Here is a 15,606-nt window from a genome sequence, read left to right on the forward strand (position 1 = left end):
TTCAGAAATCGCCAAACATCACAGCGGTCAGCACAAAATCCAGCCCCAGCACGGCCAGCGAGGAGTACACCACGGTTTTGGTGGTCGCCGAACTGATACCTGCCGAGGTCGGCACGCAGTCATAACCCTGATAAACCGCGATCCAGGCGCAGACAAAGCCGAAAACAACGCTTTTAATGACGCCGTTCAGGACGTCATCAACAAAATCCACCGACGACTGCATGTTGCCCCAGAAGGAGCCTTCAAACACGCCTAGCCAGTCTACACCTACCAGCATCCCGCCCCAGATACCGACCACCGAGAAAATCACGGCAAGCACCGGCATGGCGATAAACCCAGCCCAGAGCCGGGGCGCAATAACCCGCCGCAGCGGGTCCACGCCCATCATCTCCATGCTGGACAGTTGCTCGGTGGCTTTCATCAGACCGATCTCAGCTGTCAGCGCCGAACCCGCCCGGCCCGCAAACAACAGCGCAGTCACAACAGGCCCGAGTTCACGCACCAGAGTCAGGGCTATCATCTGACCGATGGCTGCCTCAGAGCCATAATCGCTCAGGATCGTATACCCCTGCAGCCCCAGCACCATGCCGATAAACAGGCCGGACACCACAATGATGGCCAGGGACAGAACACCAACAGCGTAAAGCTGTTTCAGCAGGAGCGGGAAACCGGTGGCCGGCCTCGGCACCCCGCCCAGAACGCCCGCCAGGAAACGACCGGATCGGCCGAATGAGGAGACAATATCAAGACCGAGACGACCGAAGGCCGCTATTCTGTCGATCAAGAGGCACCCCCGGACAATCCGAAGTCCTGAGCGGCGCCATCCGCGGGGTAATGGAACGGCACGGGGCCGTCCGGCTGCCCCTGAAGGAACTGCTGCACCTGCCCGGAGGGATGGGCCCGCAACTCTTCCGGCGTGCCTTCACCGATCACCTTGCCGTCCGAGATGATGCAGGCGTAATGACAGATGCTCAGGGACTCAGGCACGTCGTGGGAGACCAGCACGCTGGTCAGCCCCATGGAACCGTTCAGATCACGGATCAGCTTGACCAGAACGCCCATGGCAATCGGGTCCTGGCCCGCAAATGGCTCGTCGTACATGATCAGCTCTGGATCCAGGGCAATGCTTCGGGCCAGAGCCACGCGGCGGGTCATGCCTCCGGACAACTCCGAGGGCATCAACTGGCGGGCACCACGCAAGCCAACGGCTTCCAGTTTCATCAGGACGATGTCGCGAATCATGTCTTCCGGTAGTTTTGTATGAACCCTAAGCGGGAAGGCGACGTTCTCGAACACGCTCAGATCCGTGAACAGTGCCCCGCTCTGGAACAGCATGCCCATCTTTTCGCGGAGGCTGTAGAGGGCCTTACGCTTGAGCTTTGGGACCTCATGACCATCCAACACAACACTGCCGGAATCCGGCTTGAGCTGACCACCAATAAGGCGCAACAGTGTGGTTTTACCGGTTCCGCTGGGCCCCATGATCGCGGTAATCTTTCCGCGCGGAATGTCCAGGCTGACACCGTCGAAGATACGGCGCCCGGAGCGGGAGAACACGACATCCTTGAGCGATATGTAAGCCGGCGAATTCATAGTCCTTACCTTTCAAAGAGGGGCTACATTATGCCAAGGAGCGTTCAAGCTCAATCCAAACAGCCCAAAATGTACTGATAGCAATGATCAGTTTGACTGAACTTTCGGTAAGCGGGCATCGTTGCCGGGTGAAAATGGTATACTCTGCCCAACATTTTCAATGTCCCGACAGCCAGGCCCAAAGCCCGATGACCGAACCGACACCCTACGATTTCCGATCCTCTGCCATACGAGCCATCCGCATCGAGCGCGACGCCATTGATGCCCTTGAGAACCGGATCGATGACCAGTTCACCCGAGCCTGCGACGTCATTATGAACTGCAAGGGCCGCGTGGTGGTGACCGGCATGGGAAAATCCGGCCACATCGGCAACAAGATTGCGGCCACCCTGGCCAGTACCGGCACGCCCTCTTTTTTCGTGCACCCCGGCGAGGCAAGCCACGGTGACATGGGCATGATCACCCCTCAGGATGTGGTGATTGCGATCTCCAACAGTGGCAGCACCAGCGAGGTGGTCACCATTCTGCCGCTGATCAAACGCATGGGTGCCCCCCTGATCAGCATGACAGGCAATGCCAGCTCCATCCTGGCCCGAGAAGCAGTCGCCAACCTGGACGTCAGCGTGATGGTGGAAGCCTGCCCCCTGGGCCTTGCGCCTACCTCCTCGACAACGGCCACCCTGGTCATGGGCGACGCTCTTGCAGTTGCCCTGCTCGAAGCTCGCGGATTCAGTGCCGAGGATTTTGCCTTCTCGCATCCCGGCGGCAGCTTGGGGCGCCGGCTTCTGCTCCGGGTGTCCGACATCATGCACACAGGTGACCAGATTCCGGTCGTCAACGAGAGCACACTTCTCAGTGGCGCACTCCTCGAAATCTCCCGCAAGGGGCTTGGCATGACCACCGTCGTCAATCAGGACGGCACCCTCACCGGAATATTTACGGACGGTGACCTGCGCCGGACCCTGGATCGGTCGGTGGATATTCATAATACCCCCATCAACGAGGTGATGACCCGGAATGGCAAAACCATTCAGGCCGATCATCTTGCGGCGGAAGCGCTCAATATCATGGAGGAAATGAAGATCAACGCCCTGCCGGTGACGGACGAAGCAGGTGCTCTGGTTGGCGCCATCAACATGCATGACCTGCTGCGAGCCGGCGTAATCTAAGGGCTATGGGGAGCTATGTGATATGACGCACCGATGGCCGGACGCCCTGCTTACAAAAGCCGCCAGAATCCGACTGATTGCCCTCGATGTCGACGGCATTATGAGCGATGGCAAGCTTTACTTCAGCGCCAACGGCGATGAACTGAAGGCATTCAACATCCTCGACGGCCTGGGGTTGAAACAGCTTATGGCAGCCGGCATTACCGTCGCCGTTATTACCGGCCGGCAGTCGCCGCTGACTGAGAAACGGATGCGCGATCTTGGCATACCTCACCTTATGCAGGGGCGCGAAGACAAGAAAGTGGCCCTGCAGGAGCTTGTCAGCACCATGGACATTGGTCCGGAAGCCATCGCCTATATGGGCGACGATTTGCCAGATCTGCCGGCGCTCAGATTCGCCGGGCTCGGCATCACCGTACCCAACGGTTACTGGCTGGTGCAGCAACATGCGGACTACTGCACCCACGCTCGAGGCGGAGAAGGTGCGGTGCGGGAAGCCTGCGATCTGCTGCTTACCGCCCACCGCAAGCTTGATTCTACACTGGCACCCTATCTGGAGCCCGAGGCGTGAACTGGCTCCCGGACCGGCCCTGGCTGCGAACCCTGGCGCTGGCTGGCACCGTGGTGGCAGCCGTCTTTTTGCTCTGGCAAAGCGATGAGCCGCCGGTCATCGATGATGAGGCAGCGGCGCTGAGGGGCGATGCCGAGCCGGACGGCTTCGTGGTGAATGGCCGGTACACTTCCTTCGACGAATCAGGGAACCTGAAGATCCGGTTCTCCAGCCCTCGCATCGAACAGTTCGAAGAAGGCAACCTGGCTACCATGGACTCTCCCCGTGCCGAACTCTATGGCGGCGACGGCGCCCTACCCTGGATTGTTGAAGCCGAGAATGGCAGCCTGCTACAGAACCAGAATCTGGTGTACCTGACGGACAATGTCCGGATTCAGCGCACGATTGGAGAACGGGACGCCACCCTGACAACATCAACCCTGACCCTGGATAACGACCGGGGCATGGTATATACAGATGCACCCGTAGAAATACGCGACGTTACCGGTATTACCCGGGCCACGGGCATGAAAGCGTGGATAGACGAGCGGATTCTGGAACTGAACTCCCAGGTGGAAGGACGCTATGAAACCGGAAACTAACCGATACCGGCGCCTGCTGGTTGCCCTGCTGACAGCCGCGATGATCGGCCCGGCGGCCGCTTTCGACCTTGATTCCGACACCCCCATCAAGGTTACCGCAGACAATGCACGCCTCGACGACAGTCAGGGCATTGCCACCTACACCGGGGATGTAGAACTTGAGCAGGGCAAAACTCGGCTGAACGCGGACCGGGTGGTCCTCTATCGCTCCGAGGACGGGCTGAGCCGGATCGAAGCCTCCGGCACCCCGGCCAGATACCGGCAACCGGCGCGAGAGGGCGAAGGAGAAACCGACGCCCGCGCCCTGAACATTTCCTGGTCAGCCACCGACAGTCGGCTGACCTTTGAACGCGAAGCAGTCATCGAGCAGAATGGCAACCTGTTCCGCGGCGACGTCATTCATTATGATACCGCCGGCCGGGTAGTGACCGCTGAAGGCGGCGCCGACACGGGCGAAGGCAGCGGCCGGGTAGAGATGGTGATTCAGCCACGCAGCGCCGACAGACGCACTGACAGACAGGAAACCGATGGCAGTTCTGAGAGCCAGTAACCTGGCAAAGAGTTACAAGCAGAAAAAAGTGGTGATCGACGTTTCCCTGGAAATTCGCAGTGGGGAGATAGTGGGACTGCTTGGCCCCAACGGCGCCGGGAAAACCACCTGCTTCTACATGATCGTCGGGCTGGTCCCTGCCGATCGTGGCCGTATCACCATCGACAGCCGGGATATTACGCCACTGCCGATGCACGGACGCGCCCAGCAAGGCATCGGTTACCTGCCCCAGGAAGCCTCGGTGTTCCGCAAGTTGTCGGTACGCGACAACATCATGGCGATCCTCGAAACCCGTCGGGGGCTGGGCAAAGCGGATCGAGAGAAAAAGCTCGAGGAGTTGTTGGAAGAATTCCACATAACCCATATCCGGGACAGCGTTGGCATGGCCCTGTCGGGAGGGGAACGGCGACGGGTGGAAATTGCCCGGGCGCTGGCCATGGAACCGGCCTTCATACTTCTGGATGAACCCTTCGCCGGTGTCGACCCGATATCCGTAAGCGACATCAAGCACATCATCCGGCATCTGCGTGACAAGGGTATTGGCGTTCTGATTACCGATCACAACGTGCGAGAGACCCTGGACATCTGCGAGAACGCCTACATTGTCTCCGGAGGCCACATCATCGCCTCCGGCAATGCCGATGCGATTTTGGCCAACCAGCAAGTCAAGGAAGTCTACCTGGGCGATGAATTCAGGCTGTGACACCGAAAGGCTCATTGTTTTGATGACCTGTAGCAAGTAAACTCGGCAAAGAACTTGCTAGGGTAAAATAAAACGACGGCAAGTAACCGGCATATATAGAATTTTTCACGACTTATGACACAAAGCGCTGATGAGTGACGGATCCTGAACCATGGTTATGAAAGCCTCCTTACAGTTAAAGCTGGGTCAGAGCCTGACCATGACGCCCCAGCTGCAACAGGCGATCCGGCTTCTCCAGCTCTCCACCCTCGACCTCCAACAGGAAATCCAGCAGGCACTGGAATCCAACCCCATGCTGGAGACATCCGAGGACGATGATCAGGCTGACGCAACCGCCGAGAACGACGAGCGCGAGACTAGCGAGAAAGAATCCGCGGCCGAGTCAGCGCCGGAACCTTCGAGCGACTGGGACGAATCAGAGAATGGCCCGGATTGGTCCTCCGAAAACGACATTCCGGACAACATTCCGGACGACCTGCCGGTAGACACCGCCTGGGACGACATCTACCAGTCTGCGCCGGCACCTGCCGCCCGCAACGACGACGAGAACGATCACGATTTCGAGACCCGCAACTCGCCCACCGAAACACTTCAGGATCACTTGGAATGGCAGCTCAATCTGACCCCGCTGAGTGAACGGGACCAGGCCATTGCCCATGCCCTGATGGACGCTGTGGATGAGCGCGGCTATCTCACCAGCCCTCTGGAAGAAATCCACGCCGGACTGCTGGATGAGAACGAGGAAGACCCTCTGGAACTGGATGAAGTGGAAGCCGTCTTGCACCGCCTCCAGCACTTTGATCCGCCAGGGGTGTTTGCCCGGGATCTGCAGGAATGCCTGCTGATCCAGCTCAACCAGCTACCACCCGAGACGCCCTGGCTGGCCCAGGCGCGACTGGTGATTACCCACTACATCAATCTGCTGGGCAACCGTGACTACGCCCAGTTGCTGCGGCGCAGCCGTCTGAAAGAAGACCAGTTGCGAGAGGTTCTGGCGCTGATCACCGGCCTTAACCCGCGGCCGGGCGACGTGATTGATCGCGCCGAACCCGACTATGTCATTCCGGACGTTATCGTTCGCAAGCACAATGGCCGCTGGCGTGTTGAGCTGAATCCGGAAATTGCCCCGCGCATTCGGGTGAATGCCAGCTATGCTTCACTTATAAGGCGTGCGGACAGCAGTGCCGACAACACCTACCTGCGTGATCAGTTGCAGGAGGCCAAGTGGTTTATCAAGAGCCTGCAGAGCCGCAATGAGACCCTGTTGAAAGTGGCGACCCGTATTGTCGAACACCAGCAGGGATTCCTGGATCACGGCGAGGAAGCCATGAAGCCGCTGATTCTTTCAGACATCGCCCAGGCGGTAGAAATGCATGAATCGACGATTTCACGGGTAACCACCCAGAAATACATGCATACCCCAAGGGGCATTTTCGAGTTGAAATATTTCTTCTCCAGCCACGTCAGCACTGACGAGGGCGGCGAATGCTCCTCCACGGCCATCCGGGCGATGATCAAGAAGCTGATTGCCGCGGAAACGCCCAAAAAGCCGTTGAGCGACAGTAAAATTGCAGCCATGCTAGGAGAACAGGGAATCAAGGTTGCGCGACGCACCGTTGCCAAGTATCGGGAGGCCATGCACATTCCGCCGTCCAACGAGCGCAAGCGGCTGGTCTGAATACCCCAATGCGGGGCGCAACACCGTATTCGCGGGCGCACAATGCGCCAGCACCCAGACCGGCTCCCGGGAGCCGGCACGATGACAACAGGAGACGCCTATGCAACTCAATATTTCAGGCCATCACGTAGAACTGACTCCCGCACTGAAAGATTACGTTTCAGAGAAGTTCGAAAAGCTCGAGCGTCACTTCGACCACATCAGTAACTGCCAGGTGACCCTGGAAGTGGAAAAGGTGCGCCAGATTGCGGAAGCCACGTTGCACGTGGTTGGTGGTGAGATTCACGCAAAGGCAGAAAACGAGGACATGTACGCAGCCATCGATGCCCTGATCGATAAACTGGACCGCCAGATCCTCAAGCACAAGGAAAAGAATGTAGACCGGATGCACGGAAACGGCTCTCGCTAACTGGCTGTTTTCATGCAAGTCATCTAATCGAGCTGCGACATGAACAACGTGTCGCAGCCTTTTTTTTAACGGAAACGCAGTCGATCCATGAGCGACACATCCCTGACCATAGACACTATTCTTGTTCCGGAGCTCACCCTCTGCAGGGTACCTGCGTCCAGCAAGAAACGGGCCCTGGAGTTTATTGCCGAGCAAATAAACCACCAGGACAACACGCTCAGCGAGACCCAGCTCTTCAACAACCTCATTTCCCGTGAGCGCCTGGGCAGTACCGGCATTGGCCAGGGGATCGCCATTCCCCACTGTCGCCTGGAGGGCCTTGATCACGTGGTGGGCGTTCTGATGACGCTCGAAGAAAGCGTTGAGTTCGATGCCATCGACAATCAGCCGGTGGATCTGATTTTTGCCCTGATCGTCCCGAAAGAGGCAACCAGCGAACACCTGGAGCTGCTCAGCCAACTGGCGGAGAAGTTCAATGAGCGGTCGTTCTGTGATCGCCTCCGGCAATGTGAGGACGCCGGCACGCTGTACCAGCGCATGACCGCCTCAGGCGGCTGATTTTCATTGCAGTGGAGGTGATTTGGTCATGAAGCTGATTATCGTCAGTGGCAGGTCCGGTTCGGGTAAAAGTACCGCGCTTCATGTGCTGGAGGACCTCGGGTTCTACTGCATCGACAATCTTCCCATTGGCTTGCTCTTTCCTCTCACCCGGGAAGCAGCGAGCCAGACCAAGCCCGGCCGGCTCGGCAAGATGGCGGTCAGCATTGATGCGCGCAACCTTTCCGGCGAGCTCGCCAATTTCGAGGAAATTTACCGGCGCCTCCAGGAGACCGGGGTTACCGTTGAAATTATCTTCCTTGATGCCGACGAGCAGTCACTTCTCCAGCGTTTCCACGCTACCCGCAGAAAACACCCGCTGAGTGACGACAAGACCTCCCTCAGGGAAGCCATTACCAGCGAGAAGAAGCTGCTTGAACCACTGTCCAAGCTTTCCGACCTGTATGTGAACACCACCGGTATGTCGATGTACGAACTTCGGGATATGGTGAAGCAGCGAGTCGTGGGCCGGAAGGATCAGGAGCTGGCACTGCTGTTCCAGTCGTTTGGCTTCAAGCACGGAGTACCGCTGGATTCCGACTATGTTTTCGATGTTCGCTGTTTGCCCAACCCTTACTGGGATACCAGTCTGCGGAAGTACGTGGGCACGGATCAGCCGGTTATCGAATTTCTGGAAAAGGAACCGGCGAGCCGGAAGATGATCGAAGACCTGAAGGCCTTCCTGGATACCTGGCTGCCCTCCTTCGCAGACAGCAACCGCAGCTATATGACGATTTCCATTGGCTGTACCGGCGGCCAGCACCGTTCAGTGTATGTTTGCGAGCAGTTGGGCGACTACTTCCGGCAGCGCTACAGCAATGTGCAGGTACGCCATACCGAACTGCCACACCTTCAGACCCGGGAAGAGATCTGATCGAACCATGATTCGCCGCCCGATTACCATTATCAACAAGCTGGGTTTGCACGCGCGCGCCACGGCCAAACTCGTTAACACGGCATCCAGATTCGACAGCAGTGTGCGGATCAGTGGCAAGGGCCGGGATGTGGACGCAAAAAACATCATGCAGGTGATGATGCTGGCCGCCAGCAAGGGGACCGATGTGGAGCTTATTGCCGATGGTCCGGATGAAGAGCAGGCCATAGAGGCCCTGGCCGAACTGATCAACGATTATTTCGGCGAAGGTGAGTAAAATAGACACATGACCGATATTCTGGAAAAAAGCCAGGCCCGCCAGCGCCTTCGTTCACTGAGCGAGGCCCTGGACAGTGGCGCACTGAAACAGGTTGCCCGCATCCTGAACGGTGGCCTGAGCCCCAGTGATATTGCCCATCTGCTCGAATCCTCTCCGCCCCGCCAGCGTGCCCTGCTCTGGAACCTGGTAGACAAAGAGCTGGAGGGCGAGGTTCTCCAGTATCTCAGCGATGATATCCGGGGTTACTTCCTGAGCCAGTTGAACGCCCAGGAACTGGCCGACATCATCGAGGATTTCGAATCCGACGACCTGGCGGACCTGCTGCAGCAGCTGCCGGATACGGTCATCCAGGAAGTCCTGGAGACCATGGACGAACAGGACCGGCAACGGGTTGAGGAAGTGCTCTCCTACCCGGAGGACACCGCCGGCGGCCTGATGAACACGGACACCATCACGGTGCGTCCGGACATCAGTATTGACGTTGTTCTCCGCTACCTGCGTCGACACCGCAACCTTCCCCCCATGACCGACAGTCTGATCGTGGTGAGCCGGCGGGATGATTTCATTGGCATGCTGCCGATTACCAAGATGCTGGTATCGAATCCCGCCTCCACCGTGCGGGAAGTGATGGATACCGACATCGAGCCGATTCCCGTAAGCCTCTCCGACACCAAGGTAGCGACATTGTTTGAACGCTACGATCTGATCTCGGCGCCGGTGGTGAACGAGGAAGGCCGGCTTCTGGGCCGCATCACCATCGACGACGTGGTGGACGTAATCCGGGAGGATGCGGACCACTCCCTGATGAGCATGGCCGGTCTGGACGAGGACGAGGACACCTTCGCGCCGGTGTGGAAGACATCGCGCCGCCGCGCCGTCTGGCTGGGAATCAACCTGATCACCGCCCTGATTGCATCGGCGGTGATCGGTTTATTCGAGGAAACCATCGCCAAGGTCGTAGCTCTGGCGGTGCTGATGCCCATCGTAGCGAGCATGGGCGGTATTGCCGGCAGCCAGACCCTCACCCTCGTCATCCGCGGCATGGCGGTCGGGCAAATCAGTGGTGCCAATGTAAAATGGTTGCTGAACCGGGAGTTCCTGTCGGGCATCCTGAATGGAATGCTGTGGGCCGCCGTTGTTGCCGGCGCCGCCATGCTCTGGTTCCAGGATTTGCTGATAGGAGCCATTATCGCTGCCGCGCTGGTGATCAATCTGGTTGCAGCTGCCCTCGTCGGCACGGTCCTGCCACTGTTTCTCAGATCCCGCAACATCGACCCGGCCCTGGCAGGCAGCGTGATTCTCACGACCGTTACGGACGTGGTCGGTTTTATGGCGTTTCTCGGCCTTGCGACGATTTTCTATGCTTAAACGGATGTCGGATTTATGAAAGATCACCAAGACAACGACGCGCCGGAATACGACGGTCCCAGCAAATCCCAGCTGAAACGGGAGATGAATGCCCTGCAGGATCTTGGCAAGCGGATGCTCGATCTGAGCAATGATCAGCTGGAAACGCTGCCGATCAGCGACACACTTCGTGCCGCCATCGAAGAATCCCGGCGCATCCGCCAGAACGAGGCAAAACGCCGGCATCTTCAGTACATCGGTAAAGTCATTCGCCAGGAAGACGATCCAGAGGCCCTTTCAAAAGCCATCGACGCTTTTGATGCTGGCAGCGAGGAACACACCCGCCGGCATCACCTGGCGGAGCGCTGGAGGGATCGAATGATTGCAGAAGGAGACTCGGTCGTTGGGGAATTTTTCAGCTATTGCCCCAGCGCCGACATGCAGCATCTGCGCAACCTTGCCCGCAACGCCCGCAAGGATGTAGAGAAGCAAAAGAACACCGGCCAGGCCCGAAAACTCTTCCGGTACCTTCGGGAATGCATCGACGACGCTGAGGCGATGTGAACCTGTGAAGTCAGGGGCAGATGACGGTTCATCTGCCCTGCTTTCAGCCTTTGAGCCGACGGTGCTCCCACACTGGCATCCGGGTGCGCAGGTTGGCCACCTGATCCAGGTCCAGCTCGGCGGCAACCAGTCCCGGGCCTTCACCCATTTCCGTCACCACCCGCCCCCAGGGATCACAGATCAGGCTGTGGCCATAGGTGCGCCGGCGCTCGCTGTTCTGACCACCCTGGCCCGGCGCCACTACCCATACCTGGTTTTCGATAGCCCGCGCCCGGATCAACGGATACCAGTGAGCATCACCCGTCTGCCAGGTAAAAGCGCTCGGCAGGCACATCCAGTCCACATTCTGCTCCCGCAACAGCCGGAACAGCTCCGGGAAGCGCAGGTCGTAACAGATCGCCAGCCCCAGCTTCCCGGCGGGCGTGTCCACGGTCACCACCTGCTCGCCGGGCTCGAAGGTGTCGGATTCCCGATACTGGCCATGGGCGTCTTCGACCATGGCGTCGAACAGGTGGATCTTGTCGTAGCGGGCAACTTCACTGCCCTGATCGTCAAACACCAGGCAGGTCGCCCGAACCCGATCTTCGATCTCAGAACCATCCGGTCGCTTGGCCACAGGCATTGATCCGCCCACGATCCAGATTCCGAGCTTTCGGGCCTGCTCCGCCAGAAATGCTCTGATTACGGGCTCAGGGCCGGCTTCCTGACGGCCACAATCGATCATCTGAGACGTGGCCAGAACTGCAAAATTCTCTGGCAGCACCGCGACAGAAGCCCCCTCTGCGGCGGCCTCCTTCAACAGCTTTTGCGCTTCAGCCAGGTTGGCCTCGATATCATGGCCGCTGACCATCTGTATGGCCGCAACCCGGTTGGAAACACGCTTGCTCATAACTGCCTCCGCTATTGCCGAACAGAAAACTCATTCACCGGTATCGAAGACCCGCTGCAGATCCACCTCCGGCTCATCCCATGTACCGGTCACACTGTAGGTTGCGCTGGTCAGCCTGCTCAGAGGATCGCCCAGAATCTTGTCCAGTACAAACAGAGCGCCGCCAATCGGCGCTCCTGCCCCCATAAGCAAAGCGGCCAGGGGTAAGTTCTGGGTCAGGGGTAACACAACTACAAGTCGCATATCCAGATCTTCGCTGGCCATATTGGTGGTACCACTGAGCTTGAAAGCGCCCGATGGGCCCACAATCTGAAGTTCCGGATCCATGGTCAGCAATCCGTTGATAATTTGCGCCTTCCCCGAGATCGCGTCAAAGGCCACGCCCCGCTCATACAGATCAGAGAAGTCGAGCTTCAGCCGGCGCCAGAGTGTGTCGGAGTTCAGCAGATTGAAGACACGGAACAGTTGAGCTGTGTTGTTTCGTTCAAGGATGACCCCCTCATCCAGTCGCAGGCTTACGGAACCGCTGAGTTCGGGTATGGAGAACTCATCCGGGCGGCCGGGCCAGTCCAGGTCCAGCTCGATGTTCGTGCCCTCGTTGGTAACCGGCATTTCGGCATTCAACAATTCATTCAAGTCCGACAGGGCACCACCGGTTATCGAGCCTTTGAACCGGCTGGTTTCACGGTCTCCGACGATGCTCCAGGTCATATCTCCCAGCAGGGTCAGGGAGTTGAGGCGACCCTCGATGTCGTTCACCTGTAGCCGGAAAGGCTCAGGGCGAAGCCGGAAGGCCCACTGCCCCAGGGATTCTTCATTCAGCCGAAGTTCAGCGATCGACACATCGATATCTGGCCAACTGCCCATATCCAGCGCCCGGAAGGCTTCCAGCTGTTCTTCCAGCGTTAATAATTCTTCGGACTCCTCACGGGGGGGCTCGCTACGGACGAGCCGTAGCACCTGAAAGTCAGCCTTCACTGTCTCGCCGCTCGTCGGAATCACCAACCGGCCTTCGGCGCGTCGGGAACTGGTGTTGACCACCCAGCGGTCATCAAGGTCGAGCGCATTGATCTCGATGTCGCTCAGGACCTCTGGGCCAAGATAGAGCCGCCCCAGGCGCAGATCAAACCCGGTTTCTTTCCACAACAGATCGAACGTAGCCCGGTTTTCCCAATCACCGGTAATGCCGAGACCGCCGGAAGCGGATGGATTGATCGTGGCCCGCAGCGGTGCGGCCTCACTCGCTGTTTTTGACAGCGGCTCCGGCCAGTCCACCGACAGCCCCTCTAGACTGGAGCGAACGCGAATTCCGGATGTTGACTGGGCTCCCACATCCAGTTCGGCACTGTAGGCAACGTTACCCTGCAGACCAAAGCCGGAGTCCGTTGACAGCCCGGCTTTGGCGAACACTTCCGGTACCCGGAGAGAGCCGGACTGGCGAATGCTGAGTGCATTGCCGGCGCGGGCCTTGCTGAAGGCAATGGTTACCGGCTCGCCGAAAAACTCTGCAGCCAGGGGGCCACCCGAGAATCCATCTTCACTGTGATAGGTCAGCGCACCACGAACCGATTGCCAGTCTAGCCCGGCTGCCGGATAGGACACGGCGCCCTCCTCGACGGCAATACTCGCTTCAACCACGGGCAGCTGGTCCGAGCCCAGCGGCAGATCAATGCCCAGATCCAGCTGATACTGACCGCGGTACTGAAGTTTTTGGGCCTCCGTCCCTGCCATATCACCCAACGGGCTGTTTTCCATCCAGTAACCAACCGACTCACCCGGCACCCGAGCCGAGGCATCCACCTTTATTCGGGTACCTTGATCAGAGGGAATAACCCGGACTGTTCCGGAAGCCAGATCCAGGCCTCCGGTTCGCCCGGCCTCCAGACGGACCAGGGTATCACCATTATGAACCCTGACATTGCCCCGGGCACCTGTGACTGCCGGCCAGGCGTCATCGTAACGAACGGACGCCTGGTCAAACTCATAGATCATGGACGTCACAAAGGACCCTTTCGGAGCATCCGAGCCTATCTGGCCATGGCCGAAGAAGGTTCCCGAGCTGATATCTGCCTCAAGGATCGCCGTGGTAAGCCAGTCATACAGTCCCTGATTGACCGCTTTGACCGGAACAAAGTCTGCCAGCATCCCGGCATTGCCGTTTTTCACCGAAACCCTGAGACCAAGGTTGTCCTCGCCTTCGCGATCCATCCTCAGGTCGAAAGCGCCGTCGAGTTCTGTGGTTTCGCCGTAACGCATGCGAACGCCATCTGAAAAGACCCGGGTAATGGCACCATCCAGTTGCCAGGCCACGTCGCCCTCAATGGCCGGGAAGGACCAGGCACCACCGAAAAGCTGGGGAAACTCGAGCGAAACCGGAGACTCTCCCGCCGCAATCCGGACATAGCCCTTTTGCCTGTCGAGAAAGATCTCACCGTTCGCGGAGGTGATGCCGGGTGCGCCACCGTGGGCCCTCACGCTGACCTCGCGTAAACGTCCCGAGAGCTCGAAATTCTCCGGTGCGCCGTCGGGGAAGAAGATTTTCAGTTGATCAAGGAAACCGCCCGGACGATAGTTTCCCAGAGCCCTGAGCGCGCGTTCAGGGAGTATCGGCAGCCTGGCCGCAAGGCGGCGGGTGGGCGCAAGTGGCAGGGCATCGGCGATCACGGACATGCCGCCCTCCGACGGTGCCAGCCGCAGGCTGAAGGGGGAAACCACGTCACCATCCCAGGTCCACTGGAGCTGCTTCAGGTGCCACTCCCCGAGTGCGAAGGCGCCGGTTTCGACCAGGGTTTCATCGGTCATCACGCTATCGTGGCGACGCCAGCCGAATCTGGCCTGGATATCCTCCAGGGGCGCCAGGGATTCGTACCCGACACCCAGTTGCAGGTAGGGTGTTCGAACGGTTCCGGTCACCTGTTGCAGCAGGCCGTTGCGGAACGTGAGCCAGGCCTCGCCGCCAAGATCGAACCCTTCCACCCGAAGCGTCCGCCACTGGTATTCGTCGATCAGCCCATCGAACAGCCGACCGGAATCCACATCAAGGTACAGCTGACCGGTAAAATCGCCCCGAAAAAAGTGACGACCTACCAAAGCAAAGCTGGCCAACTGCTGGGTGGTACCGGACTGCATGGCGCGGCCAGAGGCATGGAACAAGCCACGGCGATAATCAAGGTCCAGTTGGGGAATGTCCAGGTGACGAAGATTGCCCTGATTATCCCGGATGCCCAAATTGACCCGGGTGATTTTCACATAGGGATCGGACAGCCAGTTGCCGGCAAGCTCCAGCCACTCCTGCAACTGGTTGCTCACTGGTTCCGGTATGTCCGCCCCCCTCACAGCGACGTCACCACCCCGTTCCTGGTTGACGGTCAGCTCAAGACCGTCTGCCTGGAAGTCCTCAAAGACGATCCTCAGGCGGGTCAGCGAGGCGAGCGCATCAAAACGGATGTTCAGATGCTGGAGATTCGCTACAACGACGCCGGTATCAGGGTGACTGATCTGAATGTCCCGAGCGGTGAATGCAGGATCCAGCCAGTACCACTGGGAGGAAAGACCGCCGATGCTGACATCATGGCCCAGTCGATTGGACAACTCCTGTGCCAGATCATCGCGAAAGCTGTCCACATTCTGGGTTAGCTGGCGCCCAAGCCCGGCGTACAGTGCCAGGAGCACAAGCAGAGCCAACAGCATCCACCAGATCAGACTGGCCAGCCGCGCCAATAGCCGCACTGGAGGGCTCTCGGGCAGGTTCTCCGGAAGCGGCGGTTCGTGATCAGCGGAGGACATCCAGGCCCCTTAACC

16 protein-coding genes are annotated in these 15,606 nt (G+C 58.8%); 12 read left to right on the forward strand and 4 right to left on the reverse strand.

The window, feature by feature from the left end:
• Nucleotide 1 precedes the first annotated feature (1 nt).
• Both mlaE and SIC15_RS13605 read right to left on the reverse strand, forming a co-directional pair.
• Nucleotides 2-784 (reverse strand): lipid asymmetry maintenance ABC transporter permease subunit MlaE, encoded by a 783-nt coding sequence (mlaE, locus tag SIC15_RS13600; protein WP_305966742.1) that lies wholly within the window; start codon nucleotides 782-784, stop codon nucleotides 2-4.
• On the reverse strand, nucleotides 781-1,593 hold the full coding sequence (locus tag SIC15_RS13605) for an ABC transporter ATP-binding protein (protein WP_305966741.1): 813 nt from the start codon (nucleotides 1,591-1,593) through the stop codon (nucleotides 781-783). Before SIC15_RS13605 ends, mlaE begins: the two co-directional genes overlap by 4 nt.
• A gap of 188 nt (nucleotides 1,594-1,781) precedes the next feature.
• Between SIC15_RS13605 and SIC15_RS13610 the strand changes: the two genes are divergently transcribed.
• The 12 genes from SIC15_RS13610 (at nucleotide 1,782) to yjgA (ending at nucleotide 10,916) form a co-directional block, all read left to right on the forward strand.
• Complete coding sequence (locus SIC15_RS13610) at nucleotides 1,782-2,762, forward strand: KpsF/GutQ family sugar-phosphate isomerase (protein ID WP_412536179.1); 981 nt, start codon at nucleotides 1,782-1,784, stop codon at nucleotides 2,760-2,762.
• A gap of 22 nt (nucleotides 2,763-2,784) precedes the next feature.
• Entirely contained in the window at nucleotides 2,785-3,333 is a 549-nt protein-coding gene (locus tag SIC15_RS13615) for a KdsC family phosphatase (RefSeq protein WP_412536180.1), read from the forward strand.
• A complete protein-coding gene (gene lptC / locus SIC15_RS13620) occupies nucleotides 3,330-3,914 on the forward strand; it encodes an LPS export ABC transporter periplasmic protein LptC (protein WP_069183075.1) in 585 nt (194 codons plus the stop codon). The genes SIC15_RS13615 and lptC overlap by 4 nt, the downstream gene beginning before the upstream one ends.
• Nucleotides 3,898-4,464, forward strand: coding sequence for a lipopolysaccharide transport periplasmic protein LptA (gene lptA, locus SIC15_RS13625; RefSeq protein ID WP_209396722.1), 567 nt, complete (start codon nucleotides 3,898-3,900; stop codon nucleotides 4,462-4,464). Before lptC ends, lptA begins: the two co-directional genes overlap by 17 nt.
• Entirely contained in the window at nucleotides 4,442-5,167 is a 726-nt protein-coding gene (gene lptB, locus SIC15_RS13630) for an LPS export ABC transporter ATP-binding protein (RefSeq protein ID WP_069183073.1), read from the forward strand. Before lptA ends, lptB begins: the two co-directional genes overlap by 23 nt.
• Before the next feature lie 157 nt (nucleotides 5,168-5,324).
• A complete protein-coding gene (locus SIC15_RS13635; RefSeq protein WP_136630269.1) occupies nucleotides 5,325-6,845 on the forward strand; it encodes an RNA polymerase factor sigma-54 in 1,521 nt (506 codons plus the stop codon).
• Nucleotides 6,846-6,945: 100 nt separating this feature from the next.
• The gene (hpf, locus tag SIC15_RS13640; RefSeq protein WP_008170154.1) at nucleotides 6,946-7,254 is read left to right on the forward strand and encodes a ribosome hibernation promoting factor; all 309 of its coding nucleotides are present in this window, start codon (nucleotides 6,946-6,948) and stop codon (nucleotides 7,252-7,254) included.
• Nucleotides 7,255-7,341: 87 nt separating this feature from the next.
• The gene (ptsN, locus tag SIC15_RS13645) at nucleotides 7,342-7,812 is read left to right on the forward strand and encodes a PTS IIA-like nitrogen regulatory protein PtsN (RefSeq protein ID WP_069183072.1); all 471 of its coding nucleotides are present in this window, start codon (nucleotides 7,342-7,344) and stop codon (nucleotides 7,810-7,812) included.
• 28 nt (nucleotides 7,813-7,840) lie between these two features.
• The gene (gene rapZ / locus SIC15_RS13650) at nucleotides 7,841-8,725 is read left to right on the forward strand and encodes an RNase adapter RapZ (RefSeq protein WP_209396719.1); all 885 of its coding nucleotides are present in this window, start codon (nucleotides 7,841-7,843) and stop codon (nucleotides 8,723-8,725) included.
• Between the two features lie 7 nt (nucleotides 8,726-8,732).
• Nucleotides 8,733-9,002: an HPr family phosphocarrier protein gene (locus SIC15_RS13655; RefSeq protein WP_069183070.1), complete on the forward strand. Its 270-nt coding sequence runs from the start codon at nucleotides 8,733-8,735 to the stop codon at nucleotides 9,000-9,002.
• Between the two features lie 9 nt (nucleotides 9,003-9,011).
• Nucleotides 9,012-10,373, forward strand: a complete 1,362-nt coding sequence (gene mgtE / locus SIC15_RS13660; protein ID WP_412536181.1) for a magnesium transporter — start codon at nucleotides 9,012-9,014, stop codon at nucleotides 10,371-10,373.
• Nucleotides 10,374-10,388: 15 nt separating this feature from the next.
• The gene (yjgA, locus tag SIC15_RS13665; RefSeq protein ID WP_412536182.1) at nucleotides 10,389-10,916 is read left to right on the forward strand and encodes a ribosome biogenesis factor YjgA; all 528 of its coding nucleotides are present in this window, start codon (nucleotides 10,389-10,391) and stop codon (nucleotides 10,914-10,916) included.
• Nucleotides 10,917-10,959: 43 nt separating this feature from the next.
• On the opposite strand, the gene SIC15_RS13670 is transcribed toward yjgA, so the two are convergent.
• Together SIC15_RS13670 and SIC15_RS13675 are read right to left on the reverse strand one after the other, a co-directional pair.
• Entirely contained in the window at nucleotides 10,960-11,805 is an 846-nt protein-coding gene (locus SIC15_RS13670; RefSeq protein WP_412536183.1) for a carbon-nitrogen hydrolase family protein, read from the reverse strand.
• Between the two features lie 30 nt (nucleotides 11,806-11,835).
• Nucleotides 11,836-15,591 (reverse strand): YhdP family protein, encoded by a 3,756-nt coding sequence (locus SIC15_RS13675; RefSeq protein ID WP_412536184.1) that lies wholly within the window; start codon nucleotides 15,589-15,591, stop codon nucleotides 11,836-11,838.
• Nucleotides 15,592-15,606 lie beyond the last annotated feature (15 nt).

Origin of the sequence: Marinobacter sp. MIT932201 (assembly GCF_047123295.1) — a bacterium.
Lineage (GTDB): Bacteria > Pseudomonadota > Gammaproteobacteria > Pseudomonadales > Oleiphilaceae > Marinobacter > Marinobacter salsuginis.